The 18449-nt window shown below is 58.3% G+C and carries 19 protein-coding genes; 16 read left to right on the top strand and 3 right to left on the bottom strand.

The annotated features are described in order from the left end of the window. Positions 1–37: 37 nt before the first annotated feature. The gene (gene cfa / locus ACIQ3A_RS05660; RefSeq protein WP_396430781.1) at positions 38–1207 is read left to right on the top strand and encodes a cyclopropane fatty acyl phospholipid synthase; all 1170 of its coding nucleotides are present in this window, start codon (positions 38–40) and stop codon (positions 1205–1207) included. Between the two features lie 10 nt (positions 1208–1217). Here the strand turns inward: cfa and ACIQ3A_RS05655 are convergent, their stop codons facing one another. Beyond that, positions 1218–1346: a DUF3149 domain-containing protein gene (locus ACIQ3A_RS05655; protein ID WP_396430780.1), complete on the bottom strand. Its 129-nt coding sequence runs from the start codon at positions 1344–1346 to the stop codon at positions 1218–1220. Between the two features lie 137 nt (positions 1347–1483). On the opposite strand from ACIQ3A_RS05655, the gene ACIQ3A_RS05650 reads away from it, so the two are divergent. From ACIQ3A_RS05650 to ahpF, 3 genes are all read left to right on the top strand, one after another. After that, positions 1484–1903: a DUF423 domain-containing protein gene (locus ACIQ3A_RS05650; protein WP_396430779.1), complete on the top strand. Its 420-nt coding sequence runs from the start codon at positions 1484–1486 to the stop codon at positions 1901–1903. Between the two features lie 138 nt (positions 1904–2041). Beyond that, positions 2042–2605 (top strand): alkyl hydroperoxide reductase subunit C, encoded by a 564-nt coding sequence (gene ahpC, locus ACIQ3A_RS05645; RefSeq protein ID WP_396430778.1) that lies wholly within the window; start codon positions 2042–2044, stop codon positions 2603–2605. A 204-nt stretch (positions 2606–2809) separates the two neighbouring features. Next, on the top strand, positions 2810–4363 hold the full coding sequence (ahpF, locus tag ACIQ3A_RS05640) for an alkyl hydroperoxide reductase subunit F (protein WP_396430777.1): 1554 nt from the start codon (positions 2810–2812) through the stop codon (positions 4361–4363). 91 nt (positions 4364–4454) lie between these two features. On the opposite strand, the gene ACIQ3A_RS05635 is transcribed toward ahpF, so the two are convergent. Then, positions 4455–5441 (bottom strand): extracellular solute-binding protein, encoded by a 987-nt coding sequence (locus tag ACIQ3A_RS05635; RefSeq protein ID WP_396430795.1) that lies wholly within the window; start codon positions 5439–5441, stop codon positions 4455–4457. Between the two features lie 191 nt (positions 5442–5632). Between ACIQ3A_RS05635 and ACIQ3A_RS05630 the strand changes: the two genes are divergently transcribed. After that, a complete protein-coding gene (locus ACIQ3A_RS05630) occupies positions 5633–6547 on the top strand; it encodes a patatin-like phospholipase family protein (RefSeq protein WP_396430794.1) in 915 nt (304 codons plus the stop codon). A gap of 148 nt (positions 6548–6695) precedes the next feature. Here the strand turns inward: ACIQ3A_RS05630 and ACIQ3A_RS05625 are convergent, their stop codons facing one another. Then, the gene (locus tag ACIQ3A_RS05625) at positions 6696–7229 is read right to left on the bottom strand and encodes a phasin family protein (RefSeq protein ID WP_396430776.1); all 534 of its coding nucleotides are present in this window, start codon (positions 7227–7229) and stop codon (positions 6696–6698) included. A 194-nt stretch (positions 7230–7423) separates the two neighbouring features. Here ACIQ3A_RS05625 and ACIQ3A_RS05620 point away from each other — a divergent pair, with 194 nt between their 5' ends. The 11 genes from ACIQ3A_RS05620 to ACIQ3A_RS05570 all read left to right on the top strand — a co-directional run. Next, positions 7424–8353, top strand: coding sequence for a histone deacetylase (locus ACIQ3A_RS05620; protein ID WP_396430775.1), 930 nt, complete (start codon positions 7424–7426; stop codon positions 8351–8353). Beyond that, positions 8350–8802, top strand: coding sequence for an acyl-CoA thioesterase (locus ACIQ3A_RS05615; RefSeq protein ID WP_396430774.1), 453 nt, complete (start codon positions 8350–8352; stop codon positions 8800–8802). Before ACIQ3A_RS05620 ends, ACIQ3A_RS05615 begins: the two co-directional genes overlap by 4 nt. After that, on the top strand, positions 8799–9536 hold the full coding sequence (locus ACIQ3A_RS05610) for a nitroreductase (protein WP_396430773.1): 738 nt from the start codon (positions 8799–8801) through the stop codon (positions 9534–9536). Before ACIQ3A_RS05615 ends, ACIQ3A_RS05610 begins: the two co-directional genes overlap by 4 nt. Before the next feature lie 25 nt (positions 9537–9561). After that, the gene (locus tag ACIQ3A_RS05605; protein ID WP_396430772.1) at positions 9562–11433 is read left to right on the top strand and encodes an ABC transporter permease; all 1872 of its coding nucleotides are present in this window, start codon (positions 9562–9564) and stop codon (positions 11431–11433) included. Continuing rightward, complete coding sequence (locus ACIQ3A_RS05600; protein ID WP_396430771.1) at positions 11430–12266, top strand: ABC transporter ATP-binding protein; 837 nt, start codon at positions 11430–11432, stop codon at positions 12264–12266. Before ACIQ3A_RS05605 ends, ACIQ3A_RS05600 begins: the two co-directional genes overlap by 4 nt. Beyond that, a complete protein-coding gene (locus tag ACIQ3A_RS05595) occupies positions 12226–12915 on the top strand; it encodes an ABC transporter ATP-binding protein (protein WP_396430770.1) in 690 nt (229 codons plus the stop codon). Before ACIQ3A_RS05600 ends, ACIQ3A_RS05595 begins: the two co-directional genes overlap by 41 nt. A 76-nt stretch (positions 12916–12991) precedes the next feature. Continuing rightward, on the top strand, positions 12992–14176 hold the full coding sequence (gene pncB / locus ACIQ3A_RS05590; protein ID WP_396430769.1) for a nicotinate phosphoribosyltransferase: 1185 nt from the start codon (positions 12992–12994) through the stop codon (positions 14174–14176). A 52-nt stretch (positions 14177–14228) separates the two neighbouring features. After that, positions 14229–15653: a sodium:proton antiporter gene (locus tag ACIQ3A_RS05585; protein ID WP_396430768.1), complete on the top strand. Its 1425-nt coding sequence runs from the start codon at positions 14229–14231 to the stop codon at positions 15651–15653. Further along, positions 15653–16639: a 2-hydroxyacid dehydrogenase gene (locus ACIQ3A_RS05580; RefSeq protein ID WP_396430767.1), complete on the top strand. Its 987-nt coding sequence runs from the start codon at positions 15653–15655 to the stop codon at positions 16637–16639. The genes ACIQ3A_RS05585 and ACIQ3A_RS05580 overlap by 1 nt, the downstream gene beginning before the upstream one ends. Further along, positions 16636–17985, top strand: coding sequence for a DNA recombination protein RmuC (rmuC, locus tag ACIQ3A_RS05575; protein WP_396430766.1), 1350 nt, complete (start codon positions 16636–16638; stop codon positions 17983–17985). Before ACIQ3A_RS05580 ends, rmuC begins: the two co-directional genes overlap by 4 nt. A gap of 28 nt (positions 17986–18013) precedes the next feature. Next, a partial coding sequence (locus ACIQ3A_RS05570) for an MFS transporter (RefSeq protein ID WP_396430765.1) occupies positions 18014–18449 on the top strand: 436 nt, incomplete at its 3' end.

The raw sequence follows: 18449 nt of genomic DNA, 5'->3' as shown, positions 1-18449 counted from the left end.
GCACTCTGGCCGGTTGGCTTCAGCTTAGGAGAATGGCATGGCTTCAGACATCGTGTGGGATACAAAGAGCTTGGTTCACACCGATGACAACTGGCGCCGTGCGTCAGAGTTGCTGGCCACGGCGGGTATCCGGGTGGGGGGTGGGCGGCCTTGGGATATGCGGGTACACCATCCGGCCACGTTCGACCGCATCCTGACGCGGGGCAGCTTGGGCTTGGGCGAGAGCTACATGGATGGCTGGTGGGACTGCGATCAGGTGGACGAATTCATCACCCGCATCTTGCGGGCGCGGCTGGATGAAAAGGTCGGCCGTGCAGGTTGGCTTTGGGCTTCTTTGAGGGCACGGCTGACCAATCTGCAATCTCAGCACCGCGCCTGGCAGGTCGGTGAGATGCATTACGACCTGGGCAACGATTTGTACGAAGCCATGCTGGACCCGTCGATGGCTTACAGCTGCGCTTATTGGCCTGCAGCGCCAACATTGGCACAGGCGCAAGAGGCCAAGCTGGAACTGATTTGCCAAAAACTGCAATTGCAGCCGGGCATGCAACTGCTAGATATTGGTTGCGGCTGGGGCAGTTTGATGCTGTTTGCCGCCCAGCATTACGGCGTTGAGTGTGTGGGCTTGACCATTTCCAAAGAGCAAGCTCGGCTTGGCGCAGAAAAAGTACGGGGCTTGCCGGTCCGTTTTGAGCTGACCGATTACCGGCAGTTCAATCCCCGAGGCGAGCAGCGTTTTGACCGCATTGCTTCGGTGGGCATGTTTGAGCATGTGGGCCACAAAAATTACCACACCTTCTTTGACATGGCCAGACGCTGTCTGCGGGACGAGGGCCTCTTTTTGCTGCACACCATTGGAAAAAATCGGGCCGGTGCGGGGATCGACCCGTGGATTGAAAAATACATATTTCCGAACGGGGTCTTGCCCTCAATTTCGGAAATTGCTTTTTACAGCGAGGACGATTTTGTTGTGGAGGACTGGCACAACTTCGGCGAGGACTACGACAAGACCCTGATGGCCTGGCATGCTCGCTTTGAAGCCGCCTGGCCTCGCTTGCAACCGCGTTATGGCGATCGTTTTTACCGCATGTGGCGCTATTACCTGCTGTGCTGCGCAGGTACATTTCGGGCCAGAGACAACCAACTTTGGCAGGTGGTGTTATCGCCAAGTGGCCTTGCGGGGGGGTACCGCAGGCCATTGTTGTGACGTGATGCCTTCATTCGTTGTTGTTCATCTTGTGTAAAAACATGTGCAAGAAGAAGGCCGCCATCAAGAGCGTGCTCACGATCACGGCCAAGCTCATCAGGCCATAGTCGGTTGAAAACAGGTCAATTAGCATTTTCATAGGTCAGTCCTTGGCGGGTTGTGGCGGTTCAATGTGCACCCTTGCGCCTAGAAAATGGCTGATCAATGTCAAGGCCCGAGCACAATGCCGTGCTTGAATGTGACTTGTTGTCTTTTTTTGTCTGTTACTGACCTGTCATGACTTACACCCCAGCGCTTTCTTCGACCGTATCTCCCCGAATTTTCTTGAGTCTGGGCACCCTCAGTGCCTTCAGCAGCGTGGCTTTCAGCGCCGCATTCGCCCACCTTCCCGTCTTTGCCGCGGGTGTACCGGTCATGGTTCAAACCGCCTTGACCCAGCAGCAGTTTCATTCACTGGGCTTGCTGATCGTGGGTTTGTCCTGCGTCTGTTTGGGCGCCTCGCGCTGGCTGCTGGCAGCAGGTTGGCTGATGCTGACAGGTTTGCTGCTGTTCAGTTTCAACCTGTATGCACGCCATGTGCTGGGTTTTGACGCCCTCAGGGCGTTGGTGCCCTGGGGTGGTGGGGCCTGGCTATTGGCTTGGCTTTGCCTGACGCTGGGCTTTGCCCGTGGTGCAGCCCGAAAAACTGCCGCCTGATGGGCTGTAGAAAGTTGAAAGGCTTTTTCTATCGGTGTGATAGGAACTACTCATGAGTAGAAACCCTAGTTTGAATTATGATTGCTACCAATGAGTTTTCTCATTCGATAGTTTTTATAAACCAACCAAGGAAACACCATGTCCCTGATCAACACGCAAGTCCAACCATTCAAAGCCAACGCCTTTCACAACGGCAAATTCATCGAAGTCACCGAGCAGAGCTTAAAAGGCAAGTGGAACGTCCTGATTTTCATGCCCGCGGCTTTCACCTTCAACTGCCCTACAGAAATTGAAGACGCTGCTGACAACTACGCAGAGTTCCAGAAAGCCGGCGCTGAGGTCTACATCGTGACCACAGACACCCAGTTTTCACACAAAGTCTGGCACGAGACTTCGCCAGCTGTGGGCAAGGCCAAGTTCCCATTGGTGGGTGACCCTACCCATGCCTTGACGAAAGCTTTTGGTGTTCACATCCCCGAAGAAGGTTTGGCACTGCGCGGCACTTTCATCATCAACCCCGAGTTGATGATCAAGACCCTGGAGATTCACTCCAACGAAATCGCCCGTGACGTGTCGGAAACCCTGCGCAAGCTCAAAGCCGCCCAGTACACCGCTGCCAATCCTGGTCAAGTGTGCCCAGCCAAGTGGAAAGAAGGCGCCAAGACTTTGGCTCCATCCATCGACCTGGTCGGCAAGATCTAAATTTGTTGCTGCTCGCTCTGTCACCCAGGGCAGCATGACATCAGCCCCTGCGACGCAGGGTGTTGAGCGCAGCACATGCAGGTCACAAGCCTTCGTGTGCTGCCCTCAACGCTTTTCACAAACCCTGTCCCCCAAACCTTTGTTTACCGGCCCATGTCACAAGCGCGGGCCAGAGCCGACTGCACCCTGAAACTGGAGAACACCATGCTCGACGACACCCTCAAAGCCCAATTGCAGCAATACCTGGCCTTGCTGCGCCAGCCGATCCGCTTGATCGCCTCGCTGGACGACAGCGAAACCGGCACCGAGATGAAGAGCTTGCTGGAGACCATTGTCAGCCTGTCGGACAAGGTCACGCTGGACACCACAGGCCAAGACAGCCGCAAGCCGTCTTTTGTGGTTGCCCGTGAGGGCGAGACTCAAGGCGTGCGTTTTGCTGGTTTGCCTTTGGGCCACGAGTTCACTTCTTTGGTTTTGGCGTTGTTGTGGACAGGCGGCCACCCGCCCAAAGTAGAACAAGACGTGATTGACGCGATCAAGGCCCTGGATGGGGACTTCAGCTTCGAGGTCTACATGTCACTGAGCTGCCACAACTGCCCGGATGTGGTTCAGGCCCTCTCGCTCATGGCCATCATGAACCCCAAGGTCAAGACGGTGGTGATTGAAGGTGGCGCCTTCCAGAAAGAAGTGGAAGAGCGCCAGATCATGGCGGTGCCCATGGTGTTTTTGAACGGCAAGGTGTTTGGTTCCGGCCGTATGAGCGTGGAAGAAATCGTGGCCAAGCTGGACACAGGCGCTGCCACGCGCGATGCCGTCAAGCTGGACGCCAAAGCCCCCTTTGAAGTCTTGATCGTCGGTGGCGGTCCCGCAGGTGCAGCCGCTGCTGTGTACGCTGCACGCAAAGGCATCCGTGTGGGTGTGGCGGCTGAGCGTTTTGGCGGTCAGACCAACGACACGATGGCAATCGAAAACTACATCTCGGTGCTGGAGACCGATGGCCCCAAGTTTGCCGCTGCGCTCGAAGCCCAGGTCCGCCAATATGGCGTAGACATCATGAACCTGCAACGTGCCACCCAGATTATTCCGGCCAGCGTGCCAGGTGGTTTGCTGCAGGTGCAGATGGAAAACGGCGGCACGCTGCAGGCTAAAACCGTGATCTTGTCCACCGGCGCACGCTGGCGCAATGTCAACGTGCCCGGTGAATCCGAGTACAAAAACAAGGGTGTGGCTTACTGCCCGCACTGCGACGGGCCCCTGTTCAAGAGCAAGCGCACCGCCGTGATCGGTGGCGGCAATTCTGGCATCGAGGCGGCGATTGATTTGGCCGGTATCGTGGAGCATGTGACCGTGGTCGAATTTGCAGAGCAACTCAAGGCCGATGCCGTGCTGGTGAAAAAACTCAACAGCTTGCCTAACGTGACGGTACACACCAACGCCCAGACCACCGAGATAACCGGTGACGGCAGCAAGGTCAACGGCTTGCGTTACAAAGACCGTGCCACCGGCACCGAGCACCATATTGATTTGGCAGGCGTGTTTGTGCAAATTGGTTTGGTGCCCAATACCGAATTCCTGAAAGGCACGGTCGAGCTGAGCAAATTTGGTGAAATTGTGGTGGACGCTAAGGGGCACACCAATGTTCCCGGCGTGTTTGCCGCCGGTGACTGCACCACAGTGCCGTTCAAACAGATTGTGATTGCCGCAGGCGAGGGGGCCAAAGCTGCGCTCAGCGCGTTTGACCACTTGATCCGATCTTGATCAGGCCTGTTGAACTGGGCAACTCTTGACAGTTTGCAGAGAGTGACTGGTTGGGCTGCAGGTTGAACGACTGGCGCCAGCCTGCAAGGCCTTACTTGAAGCCCACTCGGTCCAGCATTTGCTGCACTTTGACCTGGTTCATGCCCACGGCGCTGATCGGGATCAACTCGCTTTTGAAGCTGCCGCCGGTCATGGCTTTAAGTGCCGGGTTGTCAAAGCTCACCCCTTTGGCCGCTGGCCACTCGTTGTTGCCGTTGGCAAAGTGGTTTTGCGCCGAGGGGCTGGCCAGGTATTCGAGAAATTTCACCGCGTTGTCGGTGTTTTTGGCATAGCGGGCTACAGCCCCTCCAGCCACATTGACATGCGTTCCCCAACTGCTTTGGTTGGGGAAGACGATGCCAATTTTCTCAGTCACAGCACGGTCTTCAGGTTTGGCTGAGCGCATCAGGCGGGCCAGATAGTAGGAGTTTGTGAGGGCGACACCGCATTCCCCTGAAGCGACCCCCTTGATCTGATCGGTGTCACCGCCCTTAGGGCTGCGGGCCATGTTGTCGACCAGGCCCTTCAGCCAGACTTCGGTCTTTTGAGCCCCCAAGTGTTCGATCATGGCCCCCATCAAACTGAGGTTGTAGGGGTGAGAGCCCGAGCGGACGCACAGGCTGCCCTTGAGTTTCACATTGGCCAGTTTTTCATAACTGTCCACATCGGTTTTGCTGAATTTCATCTTGTCGTAGACGATGACGCGTGCCCGGGTAGACAGGCCAAACCAGGCTGTGCCGCCATTGTCAGCAGGTTTTGCGCGCAGGTTGGCGGGAATGGCTTCTTCCAGTCTGGCCGATTTGACCGGGAGGAATAGCCCATCCACTTCGGCACGCCAAAGACGAGCGGCATCCACCAGCAAAATCACATCCGCCGGGGAAGCCGAGCCCTCGGCCTTCAGACGGGCGAGAATACCGGCATCGTCGGCATCGACCCGGTTGATCTTGATGCCGGTGGATTTGGTGAATTCGCTGTACATGACTTCATCGGTCGGGTAGTGGCGGGCCGAGTAGATGTTCAGGACTTTGTCTTGAGTCATGCCTGATGAAGCGGCCAAAAGCGCAGCAAGGGTCAGGCTGAACTTGAAAAGTTTCATGGTGTTCGCGTTGGATAAGTTTGTAATGGCTAAATTTTATTCTAAATGAGAATGATTATCAACAAGATCGAAGGAAAGACATGAATTCATGGCCAAGGGATGGGCTGAAGGGTGAGTCTCCAGCTCAGCTCAGGATGGGAAAAAGCCGATGGTTCAAGGCTTTGGGCATGGTGGTGATCGCGGGTGCCCTGGTGGGCTGCAGTACTTTAGAGACTGCGCCTCCAGCAGGGATCGGTGGTCTGCCGTCTTCTCCAGAGCGCCGTGAGGTTCGCCTGGGATTGGCTTTGGGCGGCGGTGCAGCCCGAGGTTTTGCCCATGTGGGGGTCATTCAGGTGCTGGAGGAAGCTGGTTTGCGCCCTGGCTTTGTGGCGGGCACCTCGGCCGGCAGTCTGGTGGCCGCTTTGTATGCCAGCGGAAAAACCCCGGCCGAACTTGTTCGCGTGGCTGAGACCATGCAAGAGGCCGACATCACGGATTGGATGCTGCCGATATTGAATCGGGGTGCTTTGCGCGGGGAGGCCCTGGCCAAGTATGTGAACACCCAGGTGGGGGGGCGCAGCCTGGAACAAATGAAGATTCCCTTGGGCATCGTGGCGACAGATCTGGGCAGCGGTGAGTCCATCACCTTCCGTCGTGGCAACACGGGTTCTGCCGTTCGGGCTTCGAGTGCGGTACCCGCCGTTTTCCTGCCCGTCCGCGTGGGCGATCGTGAGTATGTGGATGGTGGCTTGGTTTCTCCCGTTCCGGTCCGACAGACGCGGGATTTAGGGGCCAATTTCGTGATCGCGGTGGATATTTCCAGCGATCCCGAGGGCAACCCTTCTTCAGACACTTTTCAGATCCTGATGCAAACATTCACCATCATGGGCAAAAGCATCAACACCTTGGCTTTGAAGGATGCCAATTTTGTGGTTCGCCCGGCCTTGTCGGGTGTAAAAAGTGCGGACTTTGGTGCCCGATTGCACTCTATCGAAGCGGGTCGTGTCGCGATGCGGGCCTTGCTGCCGAGCTTGAAAGCGGCCTTGGCTGATTTCGAAGCAGGGCGCTGACACACGGGGGAAAAAAGACAAGTACAAAAAAAGGCTGATCTTGCGATCAGCCCTTAAGGACCCCTGTTTCCCAGATGAAATTCACAGAGATCCGAGGAGACAACTTGCAAAAAAGCGCAGGTTTCTTAAAAACCTGAGCTGTTTGAAATTACTTTTTCTTGCCAGTCTTGGGTGCAGCGGTCTGTGCCACGGAAGCCAGGTTGGATTCAGCCAGGTCGGTGGCTTGCTTGACAGCTTTTTGCACGGATTCGAAAGCGCTGTTGGCAGCGGTGACGGCACCTTTCATCATGGCCACAGCTTGTTCGGAACCTGCAGGTGCGTTTTGGGCTGCGCTGTCCACCAATGTGGAGAATTGCTTTTGCGCAGCGGCTGCTTGGGCTTCGAGGGCCTTGGTGAACTCACCAGTGGTACCCGAGGCGATGTCATACAGGTGACGGCTGTAAGCCGCAGTCTTTTCAGCCAGGGGCTGGAACATGTTGGCTTGCATGGCCACCAGTTCTTGGGCGTCTTTCACGCTGAGGACGGCCTGGGTGCTGTTGGCGGACTCGTCCAAAGCGGCTTTGGCAGCGCTCAGGTTCAGTTCGACCAGCTTTTCCATGCCTTCGAAGGCTTTGGCGGTCAGGCCAAACAGGGTTTCAACATTGGCTTTGTGCGAGGCGGCGATTTGTTCAGCGGTCATCATGAGAATCTCCAGATCAAAAAATAAAGTGTGGTTTCAGGAAGACTGCGCCGTAACTGGCCGGGGCCGTACAACATTGTTGCAGTGCAGCATGGTTCGGATTTTAGGGTTTCCACGAGGTATTACAAGGGGATTGAGGGTCGCCCATCGCAGTTTAGAGAGGGTTTTCTAGAATTGATCCCATTCCGGACCCACCCATGCACGCTTATTACGCCGATCACTTTGTCTTGCCTTTGCCCGAAGGTCACCGTTTCCCTATGCGAAAGTACAGCCGCTTGCGTGACCGTTTAACTGGTGAGCTGCCTGGGGTAAAGATGTGCGAAGCCCCTGCAGCCAGCGATGGCGAACTGGCTTTGGTGCATACACCGGCATACATACAAGGCGTGAGCACCGGCGGACTGGATGCAGCCTTGCAGCGTGAGATCGGTTTCCCTTGGAGCCCTGCCATGGCCGAGCGGGCTCGCCGTTCGGTGGGGGCCACTGTTGCCGCAGCCCGTGATGCGCTGGAGCAGGGCTTGGCGGGCAATCTGGCTGGGGGGACGCACCACGCCTATTCACACAAAGGCGGCGGTTTTTGTGTGTTCAACGACATTGCCGTCACCGCGCGCCTGATGCAGGCCGAGGCTTGGCGGCATGCGCGGCGCAAACTGAATGTGGCCGTGATCGACCTGGACGTGCACCAGGGCAATGGCACGGCACATATTTTTGCCAAAGACCCGAGCGTTTTTACCTTGTCGCTGCACGGCGAGAAGAATTTTCCGTTTCGCAAGGAACCCAGTGACCTCGATGTGGGTTTGCCCGATGGCTGCACCGATGAGCCTTATCTGACCGCCCTTCACCAGGCTTTGCAAAGCTTGCAAGACCGGTTTGACCCGCATCTGTTGATTTATCTGGCTGGTGCCGACCCGCACGAGGGCGACCGCCTGGGTCGACTGAAGCTGACGCAAGATGGCATGCAGGCCCGTGACAGGACCGTCATGGATTGGGCCTGGCAACGCAAATTGCCGGTCGTGCTGTGCATGGGCGGCGGTTATGGACACGACATCGAGACCACCGTCCAGGTGCAAATGCAGACCTGGGCTGTGGCTTTGGGCTATTGGCAACGCTGGCACAATCTCAGGCGATGAACACAGCCGCCATGCCCCCCAAGAAACCCCAAGCCGACCTGCGCAGCAGCTACAAGCTGTTCCGAGCCATCGGCACGCGCTGGATGGACAACGATGTTTACGGCCATGTGAACAACGTGGTCTATTACAGCTGGTTCGACACCGCCGTGAACGCCACTCTGATCGAACGGGGTGTGCTTAACATTCACGCAGGCTCGACCATCGGCCTGGTGGTTGAAACCCAGTGCTTTTACTTTGCGCCACTGGCCTTCCCCCAAACCATCGACGCAGGCATTCGTGTGGCCAAGTTGGGCACATCGAGCGTGCGCTACGAAGTGGGCCTGTTCGCGCAAGACGAGGACATGACCGCTGCCCGCGGACACTTTGTGCATGTTTACGTGGACCGTAAAACCCGCAGACCCGTGCCCTTGCCCCCCGCATTCAAAACATTTCTGGAGACATTGACATGAGCATTTCACCGATCGGTCAGCAAGTCAGCGCCCGCGTGAACGACCCCGCCAGCGTCGACGCCGCCATCCTGAGCCGTTTTTCGACCCGAGCCTATTTACCCAGGGCGGTGGACCGCAGCGTGTTGCAAGAGGTGCTGGAGCTGGCCGCCCGTGCACCCAGCGGCACCAACACCCAGCCCTGGAAAGTCTACGTGCTGCAAGGCGCCAAGCGCGATGAACTGGTGGCCAAGACCTGCGCTGCCCACGATGCCATCAGCGCGAACCCGGCACTGGCGTCTGAATACGTCGAGTCTTATGACTATTACCCTGAAAAATGGGTCAGCCCCTACATCGACCGCCGTCGTGAGTGCGGCTTTGGCTTGTATGGCGTGCTGGGCATCGGCAAGGGTGACAAGGGGCGGATGCAGGAGCAGCACCAGAAAAATTTCCGATTCTTTGATGCCCCGGTCGGGCTGATCTTCACCATCGACAAAGTGCTGGGCCGGGGCAGCTTGCTGGACTACGGCATGTTCTTGCAGACCCTCATGATCGCAGCCCGCTCGCGCGGCCTGCACACTTGCCCGCAAGCGGCTTGGAATGGGTTTTCCAAAATCATCTTGCCCCACGTGGGGGCCGCCGAAAACGAGATGGTGGTCTGCGGCATGTCGCTGGGCTATGCCGACGAGTCGGCCACGGTGAACACTTTCCAGACCACTCGCGTGCAGGCACAAGAATTCACCCATTGGGTGGATTGATTTATTTTCCCTGCAAGGTCTTGCTTTGGGATTCGATGCGCTGGCGTTGCAACTGCTCAATGGCTTGAGCCACGCCACCACCTTGTTTTTGATGGCTTCCGGGTTGACGCTGATTTTTGGCGTGACCCGGATTGTCAATTTTGCGCATGGCAGTTTTTTCATGCTGGGCGCTTTGTGGTCGGCGCACGCCATCACCAACTGGTGGCCCGCCTGGGGGGTCTCTGCTTGGGGCTACGCCGCGGCGATGCTCATGGGGGCCTGCCTGGCGGCCTTGTTGGGCGCCATCACCGAGGTTTTGCTTTTCAAGCGCATGCGCCAAGCCCCCCAGTTGTACCAATTGGTGGCCACTTTCGGGCTGACGCTGGCGCTGCACGATGCCATGCGGTGGTATTTCGGGCCTGAAGAGGTTTTTGCGCCGCGCTTTCCCAGCCTCAAGGGCGCCATCGAGGTGGGGGGGGCTTTTTTCCCATCTTGGCAACTATTCACCTTGCTGCTGGGGCCACTGGTCTGGTTGGGGCTTCACCTGTTGCTCACGCGCACCCTGTGGGGCCAGCGTGTCAAGGCCGCCACGCAAGACCGCGACATGCTGGATGCATTGGGCGTGAACCCTGCGCCGCTGATGCTGGGCGTGGTCATGCTTGGCTGTGGCCTGGCCGGATTGGCTGGGGCTTTGCAATTACCGCGCGAACCAGCTCACTTGCAGATGGATGTGAACGTGGTGGTGGAGACCTTTGTGGTGGTGGTCACTGGCGGTCTGGGCAGCATTGGCGGTGCTTTTGTGGCGGCTTTGCTGATTGGCTTGATCCATGCCCTAGGCCTGAGTTTTTTCCCGCAAGCGACCCTGATCCTGGTGTTTTTAACCATGGCTGCTGTGTTGATCTGGCGACCTCAGGGCCTGGCGGGTGCTGCCGTCCATGCTGAGCAACGAGAAAGCGTGCAGGTTTTCTCTCTTTGGCCGCTGGGCCAGCCAGGCAGGGCCTTGTTTGTGGTGGTGTTTGTGGGCTTGTCGTTGCTGGCCTGGGGTCAAGGTGACTACGGGCGAAGCCTCGCGGAAGACGTGATGGTGATGATGCTTTTTGGCTTGAGCCTGCAGTGCATGATGGCCCTGGGCGGGCTGGTCAGCTTTGGCCATGCCGCATTTTTTGCATTGGGTGCCTATGGCGCAGCCTTGGCCCACCTGAACGGGGGGGCCGGTTTGTTCCTGGCCCTGGTGGCTGCAATGGCGCTGGCGCTGGTCGTCGCCTTGGTGTTTGGGGCCTTGCTGGTGCGCAGCAGCGGCGTTTACCTGGCCATGTTGTCTTTGGCGCTGGCACAAATGGTCTGGGCGGGCGCCACGCAATGGGTGGGACTCACGGGTGGAGACAACGGCTTGATTGGTTTGCGCCTGATCGCGCCCGAATGGCGACCCTTGGCCGATGCGGTTCTGTGCGGCTTTTTGCTGCTGTCGCTGGCGGCCATGGGCCGGGTGGTGGGGTCTGGGCGGGGCGCGGCCTTGCAGGCTTTGCGCGATGCGCCCTTGCGTGCGGCGGCCAGCGGTTTGCCCGTTCAGGTTTTGCGCTACCAAGTGTTTGTCGGCAGCGCCACTTTGGCGGGTTTGGCTGGTGGTTTGTGGGCTTCATTCAAAGGCGCTGTCTTTCCATCGGTGGCTTCGGTGGCCATGTCGGTCGATGCCTTGCTGGTGATCTTGCTGGGTGGGGTGCATCAACTGTGGGGTTCAGCCGTGGGCAGTGCGCTCTTGGTTTGGGGGGGTGCTGAACTGGGGCAGGGGCTTGACTATTGGCGTGGTGTTTTGGGCTTGGTGATCATGGCCGTCATGGTGCTGGCGCCCAGCGGCGTGCTGGGCGCTGTGCAACACGGGCTGACCCGTATGCGTTCGCCAAAGGGGCGCACAGCATGAATCAATCGGCCAATTCGGCGACTCAGGGCGTCTTGCAGGTGCATGGCCTGAGCAAGCATTTTGGTGGCGTGCGTGCACTGGACGGGGTGAGTTTTGAGGTTCAGTCAGGGCATTGCGTGGCCTTGATTGGCCCCAACGGGGCGGGTAAATCCACCTGTTTCGCCTGCTTGGCCGGGCAGCACCAACCCACCGCGGGTCAGGTGTTCTGGCGCGGCCAGCCCCTGCTGGGCCAAACGCCTGCCGAGCGTCAGCGCCTGGGCGTGGCCCGAACTTTTCAGGTGGCCCAGACTTTTGAAGCGCTGACCGTGTTGCAAAACATCCAGTTGGTGTTGCGCGATGCCAAGCCTTTGTCCTGGTGGGACCGGCTGAACGATCGCCAGCCCGAACGGGCGCAACAGTTGGCGGCGCAAGCGGGCTTGCAAGCCTTGGTCCAAGCCACAGTGGCCGATTTGCCTTACGGCGCCAAAAAACGCCTGGAGCTGGCCATGGCGCTGGCCGGTTTGCCCCGCACGGGGCCATCCTTGTTGTTGCTGGATGAACCCGCTGCTGGCTTGGCCGAGGCAGAGCGTTCCGACATGATGGCGCTGGTCCGCCAAGTCGCCTCGCAAGGTGTCACCGTGCTCTACACCGAACACAACATGGATGCCGTGTTTGGCGTGGCCGACCGGTTGCTGGTGTTGATGCAAGGGCGCTTGGTCGCTGATGGTTTGCCCGATGACGTGGCACAAGACCCGCTGGTTCGGCAAAACTATTTGGGCCTGGACTTCAACGCCCCCAAAGTGGCCAATCAGGATGACCCCCACGCAAAAGCACCAGGAGGTGCGCGTGTCTGATGCCGGGCTTCATGTGTCGCAGTTGAACGCCTGGTACGGTCAGGCACAAGCCTTGTTTGATGTCTCGCTGTCCGTGAATGCGGGTGAATTGGTGGTGTTGCAGGGCCTGAATGGCGCCGGCAAGTCCAGCTTGCTGCAGTCGCTGATCGGTATCGGCCCCAGGGCCTCTGGCCAGATCGAGTGGGCGGGGCAGCGCATTGACGGCTGGGCGGCCCATCGCCGGGCGCAAGCCGGTTTGGGCTTTGTGGCGGAAGACCGTCGCTTGTTCAGTGGGCTTTCGGTGCATCAAAACCTGTGGATCGCAGCGCGTGCCGAATCCAATGCCGCCAAGGCCAAGCGATTTGACCGCGTACTGGCCTTGTTTCCTGTGCTGGGCCAAATGCTTGACCGACCTGCCAGCCAAATGAGTGGCGGCGAACAGCAAATGCTGGCCATCGCCCGTACCTTGATGACCAGCCCCCGCCTGCTTTTGCTGGACGAGCCGTGTGAGGGCATCGCTCCGGTTTTGGTGCAGGCCCTGAGCAAGGCGCTGCTGCAACTGCGTGTTGAAGGCCTGAGCTTGCTGGTGGCTGAGCAAAACAACATTCTGGCCGCGCACGCCGATCGGGTTTTGCTACTGAACAGTGGGCAACTTCAAGCAGCGGCTTGAGTCAGTCATAACCCGGTCGAGGCATCCCTTACACTGACCTACAACCGCGAGCGGCCCAAGCCGCCAGAGACAAACCATGATCATCACCAGCCTGCTTGACACCGACCTCTACAAGTTCACCATGATGCAGGTGGTGCTGCACCAGTTTCCCGGGGCACAGGTAGAGTACAAATTCAAATGCCGCAACCCGGGTTTTGCGTTGGCGCCTTTTGTCAACGAAATCCGGCAAGAAATCCGTTCGCTGTGCAGTCTGAGCTTCACTGAAGGCGAGTTGCAGTACCTGCGCTCGCTGCGCTTCATCAAAAGTGACTTTGTTGATTTTTTGGACCTTTTTAAACTCAGCGAAAAGTACATCCAGGTCACGGCGCTGCCTTCGGGCGAGATCGACATCACCATCCAGGGGCCCTGGTTACACACCATCTTGTTCGAGATTCCGGTGCTGGCGATCGTCAACGAAGTGTACTTTCGCAACACCCAAAAGGTGCCCGATTTGATGGAAGGGCGGCGCCGTCTGGACACCAAAATCGCCCAATTGCAATCTCCTGGCTTGGAGACCCTCAAAATTGCCGACTACGGCACGCGCCGTCGTTTTTCTCGGGCTTGGCATGAGGAGGTTCTTCGCGTCCTGTCCGCCCGCTTGGGCACCGGGCCTGAGGGTCAATTTGCCGGCACCAGCAATGTCTATTACGCCTATTTGCTGGGCTTGACCCCGTTGGGCACCATGGCCCACGAGTATTTGCAAGCGGCCCAGGCGCTGGGGCCGCGTCTGCGCGACAGCCAGGTGTTTGCCTTCGAGTCGTGGGCCAAGGAATACAGGGGCGATCTGGGCATCGCTTTGAGCGACGTGTATGGCTTCAATGCCTTCTTGCGGGACTTTGACCTGTATTTTTGCAAGTTGTTTGACGGCGCTCGCCATGACAGTGGTGACCCGTTCAGTTGGGGTGAACGCATGATCGCCCACTACCAGCAAAATCGGGTGGACCCGAGGACCAAGACGCTCATTTTCAGCGACAGCCTGACGATTCCCCGCACCATCGAGTTGTTTGAGCAGTTCCAGGGGCGCTGCCAACTGGCCTTTGGCGTGGGCACCAACCTGACCAACGACTTGGGTTACGAGCCCTTGCAGATCGTCATCAAGATGACCCGTTGCAACGGCCAGCCCGTGGCCAAGTTGTCGGACTCCCCCGGCAAGGGCATGTGTGACGACGAAAAATACCTGGCCTATCTGCGCCAGGTGTTTGAAGTGGCAGCCACCAACTGAATCGGGACCTTCCACCGTTAATATCAGTTTCATTCAACTGGAGATTTGCACTATGAAGCTTTTGGGGACACGATGGACCGTTTGGCTGGCTTTGCCAGCGTTGTTAGCCATGTCAGGAGGGGCTTGGGCGGCCGATTTTGACGGTTCGCAGTTGACGATGATTTGGGGCGTGCCGTTCGCCGGCATTTTGTTGTCGATCGCCCTGATGCCTTTGCTGGTGCCGCATTTTTGGCACCACCATTACGGCAAAGTGGCTGCTGCTTGGGGCTTGGCATTTTTGGTCCCTTTTGCCGTGATGTTCGGGCCAGCGATGGCGGGTGTGAACGTGGTGCATGCGCTGTTTGCCGAATACATCCCTTTCATCATTTTGCTCACCGCACTGTTCACTGTGTCGGGCGGTATTTTCATTCGGGGCAACTTGCACGGCAGCCCCGGTCTGAACACCGCCATCCTGGCCATTGGTGCGGTGCTGGCCAGCTTCATGGGCACCACCGGCGCTTCAATGTTGCTGATTCGGCCCTTGATCCGTGCCAATGACAACCGCAAGCATGTGGCCCATGTGGTGGTGTTTTTCATCTTCATCGTCTCCAACGCAGGCGGCTCGCTGACCCCATTGGGTGATCCGCCGCTGTTTTTAGGCTTTTTGAAAGGCGTGGATTTCTTCTGGACTTTGAAGCACATCTTCCCCGAAACCCTGTTCATGGTGGGCAGCTTGCTGGCCATTTTTTACGTCATTGACAGCTGGTACTACCACCGCCGTGAAGAGGTCTTGCCGCAAGACCCCACGCCCGATTCAAGGGGCATTGGTTTTGACGGAGCTATCAATTTCGCCATGTTGGCCGTGGTGGTCGGCTTGGTGTTGATGAGCGGTTTCTGGAAATCCGACGTCTCATTCAATGTCTATGGCACCGAAGTAGGCTTGCCTGGCGTACTGCGTGACTTGGGCTTGGTGGCGGTGACTTTCCTGTCACTCAAGATCACGCCCGCTAAAGTGCACGGCGATAACCAGTTTGGCTGGGCACCGATGGAAGAGGTCGCTAAATTGTTTGCCGGTATTTTCCTGACCATCATCCCGGTGATTGCTATGCTCAAGGCGGGTGTCAATGGCCCATTTGGCGCAGTGGTTCAGGCGGTGACCCAGCCCGATGGCAGCCCAGACGTGATGATGTATTTCTGGATCACGGGTCTGCTCAGCTCCTTCTTGGACAACGCGCCCACTTACCTGGTGTTCTTCAATACAGCAGGCGGTGACCCCCAGGTCTTGATGACCACCTTGGCCCCGACTTTGGCGGCCATCTCGGCCGGTGCCGTGTTCATGGGGGCCAACACCTACATTGGCAATGCGCCCAACTTGATGGTCAAGGCCATTGCCGAAGACCGTGGTGTGAAGATGCCCAGCTTCTTTGGCTACATGCTTTGGTCAGGGGGCATTTTGGTGCCCCTGTTTGTGGTCATGAGTTTCATCTGGTTCAAATGATGTCCAAACCTTCCATATTGGTGGCTCGGGCCATCTTCCCCGAAGTCCTGCAGTCTTTGGCTCAGGTGTTTGAAGTTGAGAGCAACCAGGCCGATGAGGTCTGGTCTGCCGCTGAGCTGAGCCGCCGCATGCAGGGCAAAGTGGGGGCACTCACCACCGGCAGCGAGCGCATCGACGCGGCGCTTTTGCAGGCCAACCCGCAGCTGCGCATCGTGGCCAACATGGCCGTGGGTTACAACAACTTTGACGTGCCCGCCATGACCGCTGCGGGCGTGCAAGCCAGCAACACCCCCGATGTGCTGACTGAGACCACCGCCGATTTCGGCTTTGCGCTGCTCATGGCCACGGCCAGGCGCATCACTGAAAGCGAGCATTATTTGCGGGCTGGCCACTGGACCAAATGGAGCTATGACATGTTTGCGGGTGCCGAAGTGCACGGCGCCACCATCGGCATCTTGGGCATGGGCCGTATTGGCCAGGGCATTGCCCGCCGGGCGGCACATGGTTTTGGCATGAACGTGATTTATCACAACCGCAGTCGGCTGAGTGCCGAGCTCGAAGCCGAGTGCAAAGCCCGTTATGTGAGCAAAGAGGCGCTGCTGACAACCGCTGACCATGTCATGCTGGTGGTGCCCTACAGCGCCGAATCTCACCACACCATCGGCGCACCCGAACTGGCCTTGATGAAGCCCACCGCCACCTTGGTCAACATCGCGCGCGGCGGCATCGTTGACGATGCAGCTTTGGCCAAGGCCTTGGCCGCTGGCCAAATTGCGGCAGCTGGCCTGGACGTGTTTGAAGGCGAGCCGACGGTGTACCCCGAATTGCTGAAGGTGCCCAACGTGGTCTTGACGCCGCACATTGCCAGTGCCACGGTGAAAACGCGCCGGGCCATGGCGCAGCTGGCGGCTGACAACCTGGTCGCTTACTTCACCCAGGGCCAGGCCCTCACCCCGCTGAACACGCTAAAAGGCGCTGCTGCATGAACGACATGCTGGTGCTGGGGCTGGTGGCCTTGAATTTGCTGCTGGTGCTGGTGCTTGTTTTCAAGGCACGAACGGCCCCTGAGCGCAGTGCAGACCAAGCGGCACGGCAAGAGCAGTTGTTCGAGGCCCTGCAAAGCCAGGCTGAGCGCCTTGAGCGGGAATTGCGCAACGAAATCAGCCAGTCTGGCGTGTTGGGACGTCAAGAGTCCATGCAGACGCTGACCTTGTTTCAGCAATCGCTGTTGCAACAAAGCGCCGAAGCGACCCGCACCCAAAACCAACAAATGGATGCCTTGGCCCAACAACTGGCCTTGCTGCAAAAAAGCCTGACCGACAGCCTGGCCCAGCAGGTGAACGCTCTGTCGGAGGCCAATGCCCGCCGGCTGACCGAGATGCGCGGCACCATGGAAACGCAGTTGGCCCAAATGCAGCAAAGCAACTCGGCCAAACTGGACGAAATGCGGCAAACCGTGGACGAAAAACTGCAGGCCACGTTGCAAGCCCGTTTGGGCGAAAGCTTCAAGCAAGTGGCTGAGCGCTTGGAGCAAGTGCACAAAGGGCTGGGCGAAATGCACCAACTGGCGCAAGGTGTGGGCGACCTCAAGCACCTGCTGACCAACGTCAAAACCAGAGGCATGTTCGGCGAGGCCCAACTGGCTTCTTTGTTGGAACAGGTGCTGGCGCCCGAGCAATATGCCGTGCAAGTGGCCACCCGCCCCGGCGACAAGAACCGGGTGGACTTTGCCATCCGTTTGCCGGGCCGCTCAGACAACGGCGATCCGGTCTGGCTGCCCATCGATGCCAAGTTCCCGAATGAAGACTACGAACGGTTGCTGGAAGCGCAAAGCCGTGCCGACCCTGTGCAGGCCGAGTTATGCGCCAAAGCCCTGGAGGCCCGCATCAGGCTGGAAGCCAAGTCGATGGCCGAGAAGTACCTGGAGCCGCCCCACACGACCGACTTTGCGATCATGTTCTTGCCCACTGAAGGCTTGTATGCAGAAGTGCTGCGCCGCCCTGGCTTGATGGAAACCTTGCAGCGCGATCACCGCGTGACCCTGGCGGGGCCGACCAATCTGATGGCCATGCTCAACGCCCTGCAAATGGGTTTCAGGACCCTGGCGCTGGAAAAACGGTCCAGTGAAGTCTGGCAGGTGCTGGGTGCGGTCAAGACCGAATTCGGCAAGTTTGGCGAGGTGCTGGCCAAGGTCAAATCCCAGACTCAGACCGTGCTCAACACCCTGGAGCAGGCCCAGACCCGCAGCAACGTGATGCATCGGGCTTTGCGACAGGTGGATGCCTTGCCGGAACCAGAGGCGCAAGCCCTGTTACCCGGCGGTGAGAATTGAAGCCGACCGTTAGACGTGCTGGCGTGCCATGAAGCACCCGCTGCCCCGGCTAATTACTGGACAGGTTTTTTTGCACGCTTGCATGGCGGGCATGCGCATGGCCATTCCTTTGTTGGCGCTGAAACAAGGCTTCAGCGCCATGGCCGTGGGGGCATTGTTGGCCTTGTTCGCCTTGACCCAGGTGTTTTTGGCCCTGCCTGCAGGGCGTTACGCCGACCGAAAGGGTCTGCAGAAGCCTTTGTTGATCAGTGTGATCGTGTCTTCGGTGGGGGCAGGCCTGTCCGTGCTGTGGCCCATTTTTCCGGTGATGTGCCTCAGCGCCTTGGCCACTGGGGGCGCAACGGGCATGGCGGTGATTTCATTGCAGCGGCACGTTGGCCGCATGGCCAAAGACCCGGCAGAACTCAAAGTGGCCTTCAGCTGGCTTTCCATTGGCCCGGCGATTTCCAATTTTTTGGGACCTG

The organism is Limnohabitans sp., from assembly GCF_044361985.1.
In the GTDB taxonomy this organism is placed as follows: Bacteria; Pseudomonadota; Gammaproteobacteria; order Burkholderiales; family Burkholderiaceae_C; genus Limnohabitans_A.
Note: the sequence above shows the minus strand (reverse complement) of the source record. Positions and strands in the feature narration are given on the sequence as shown.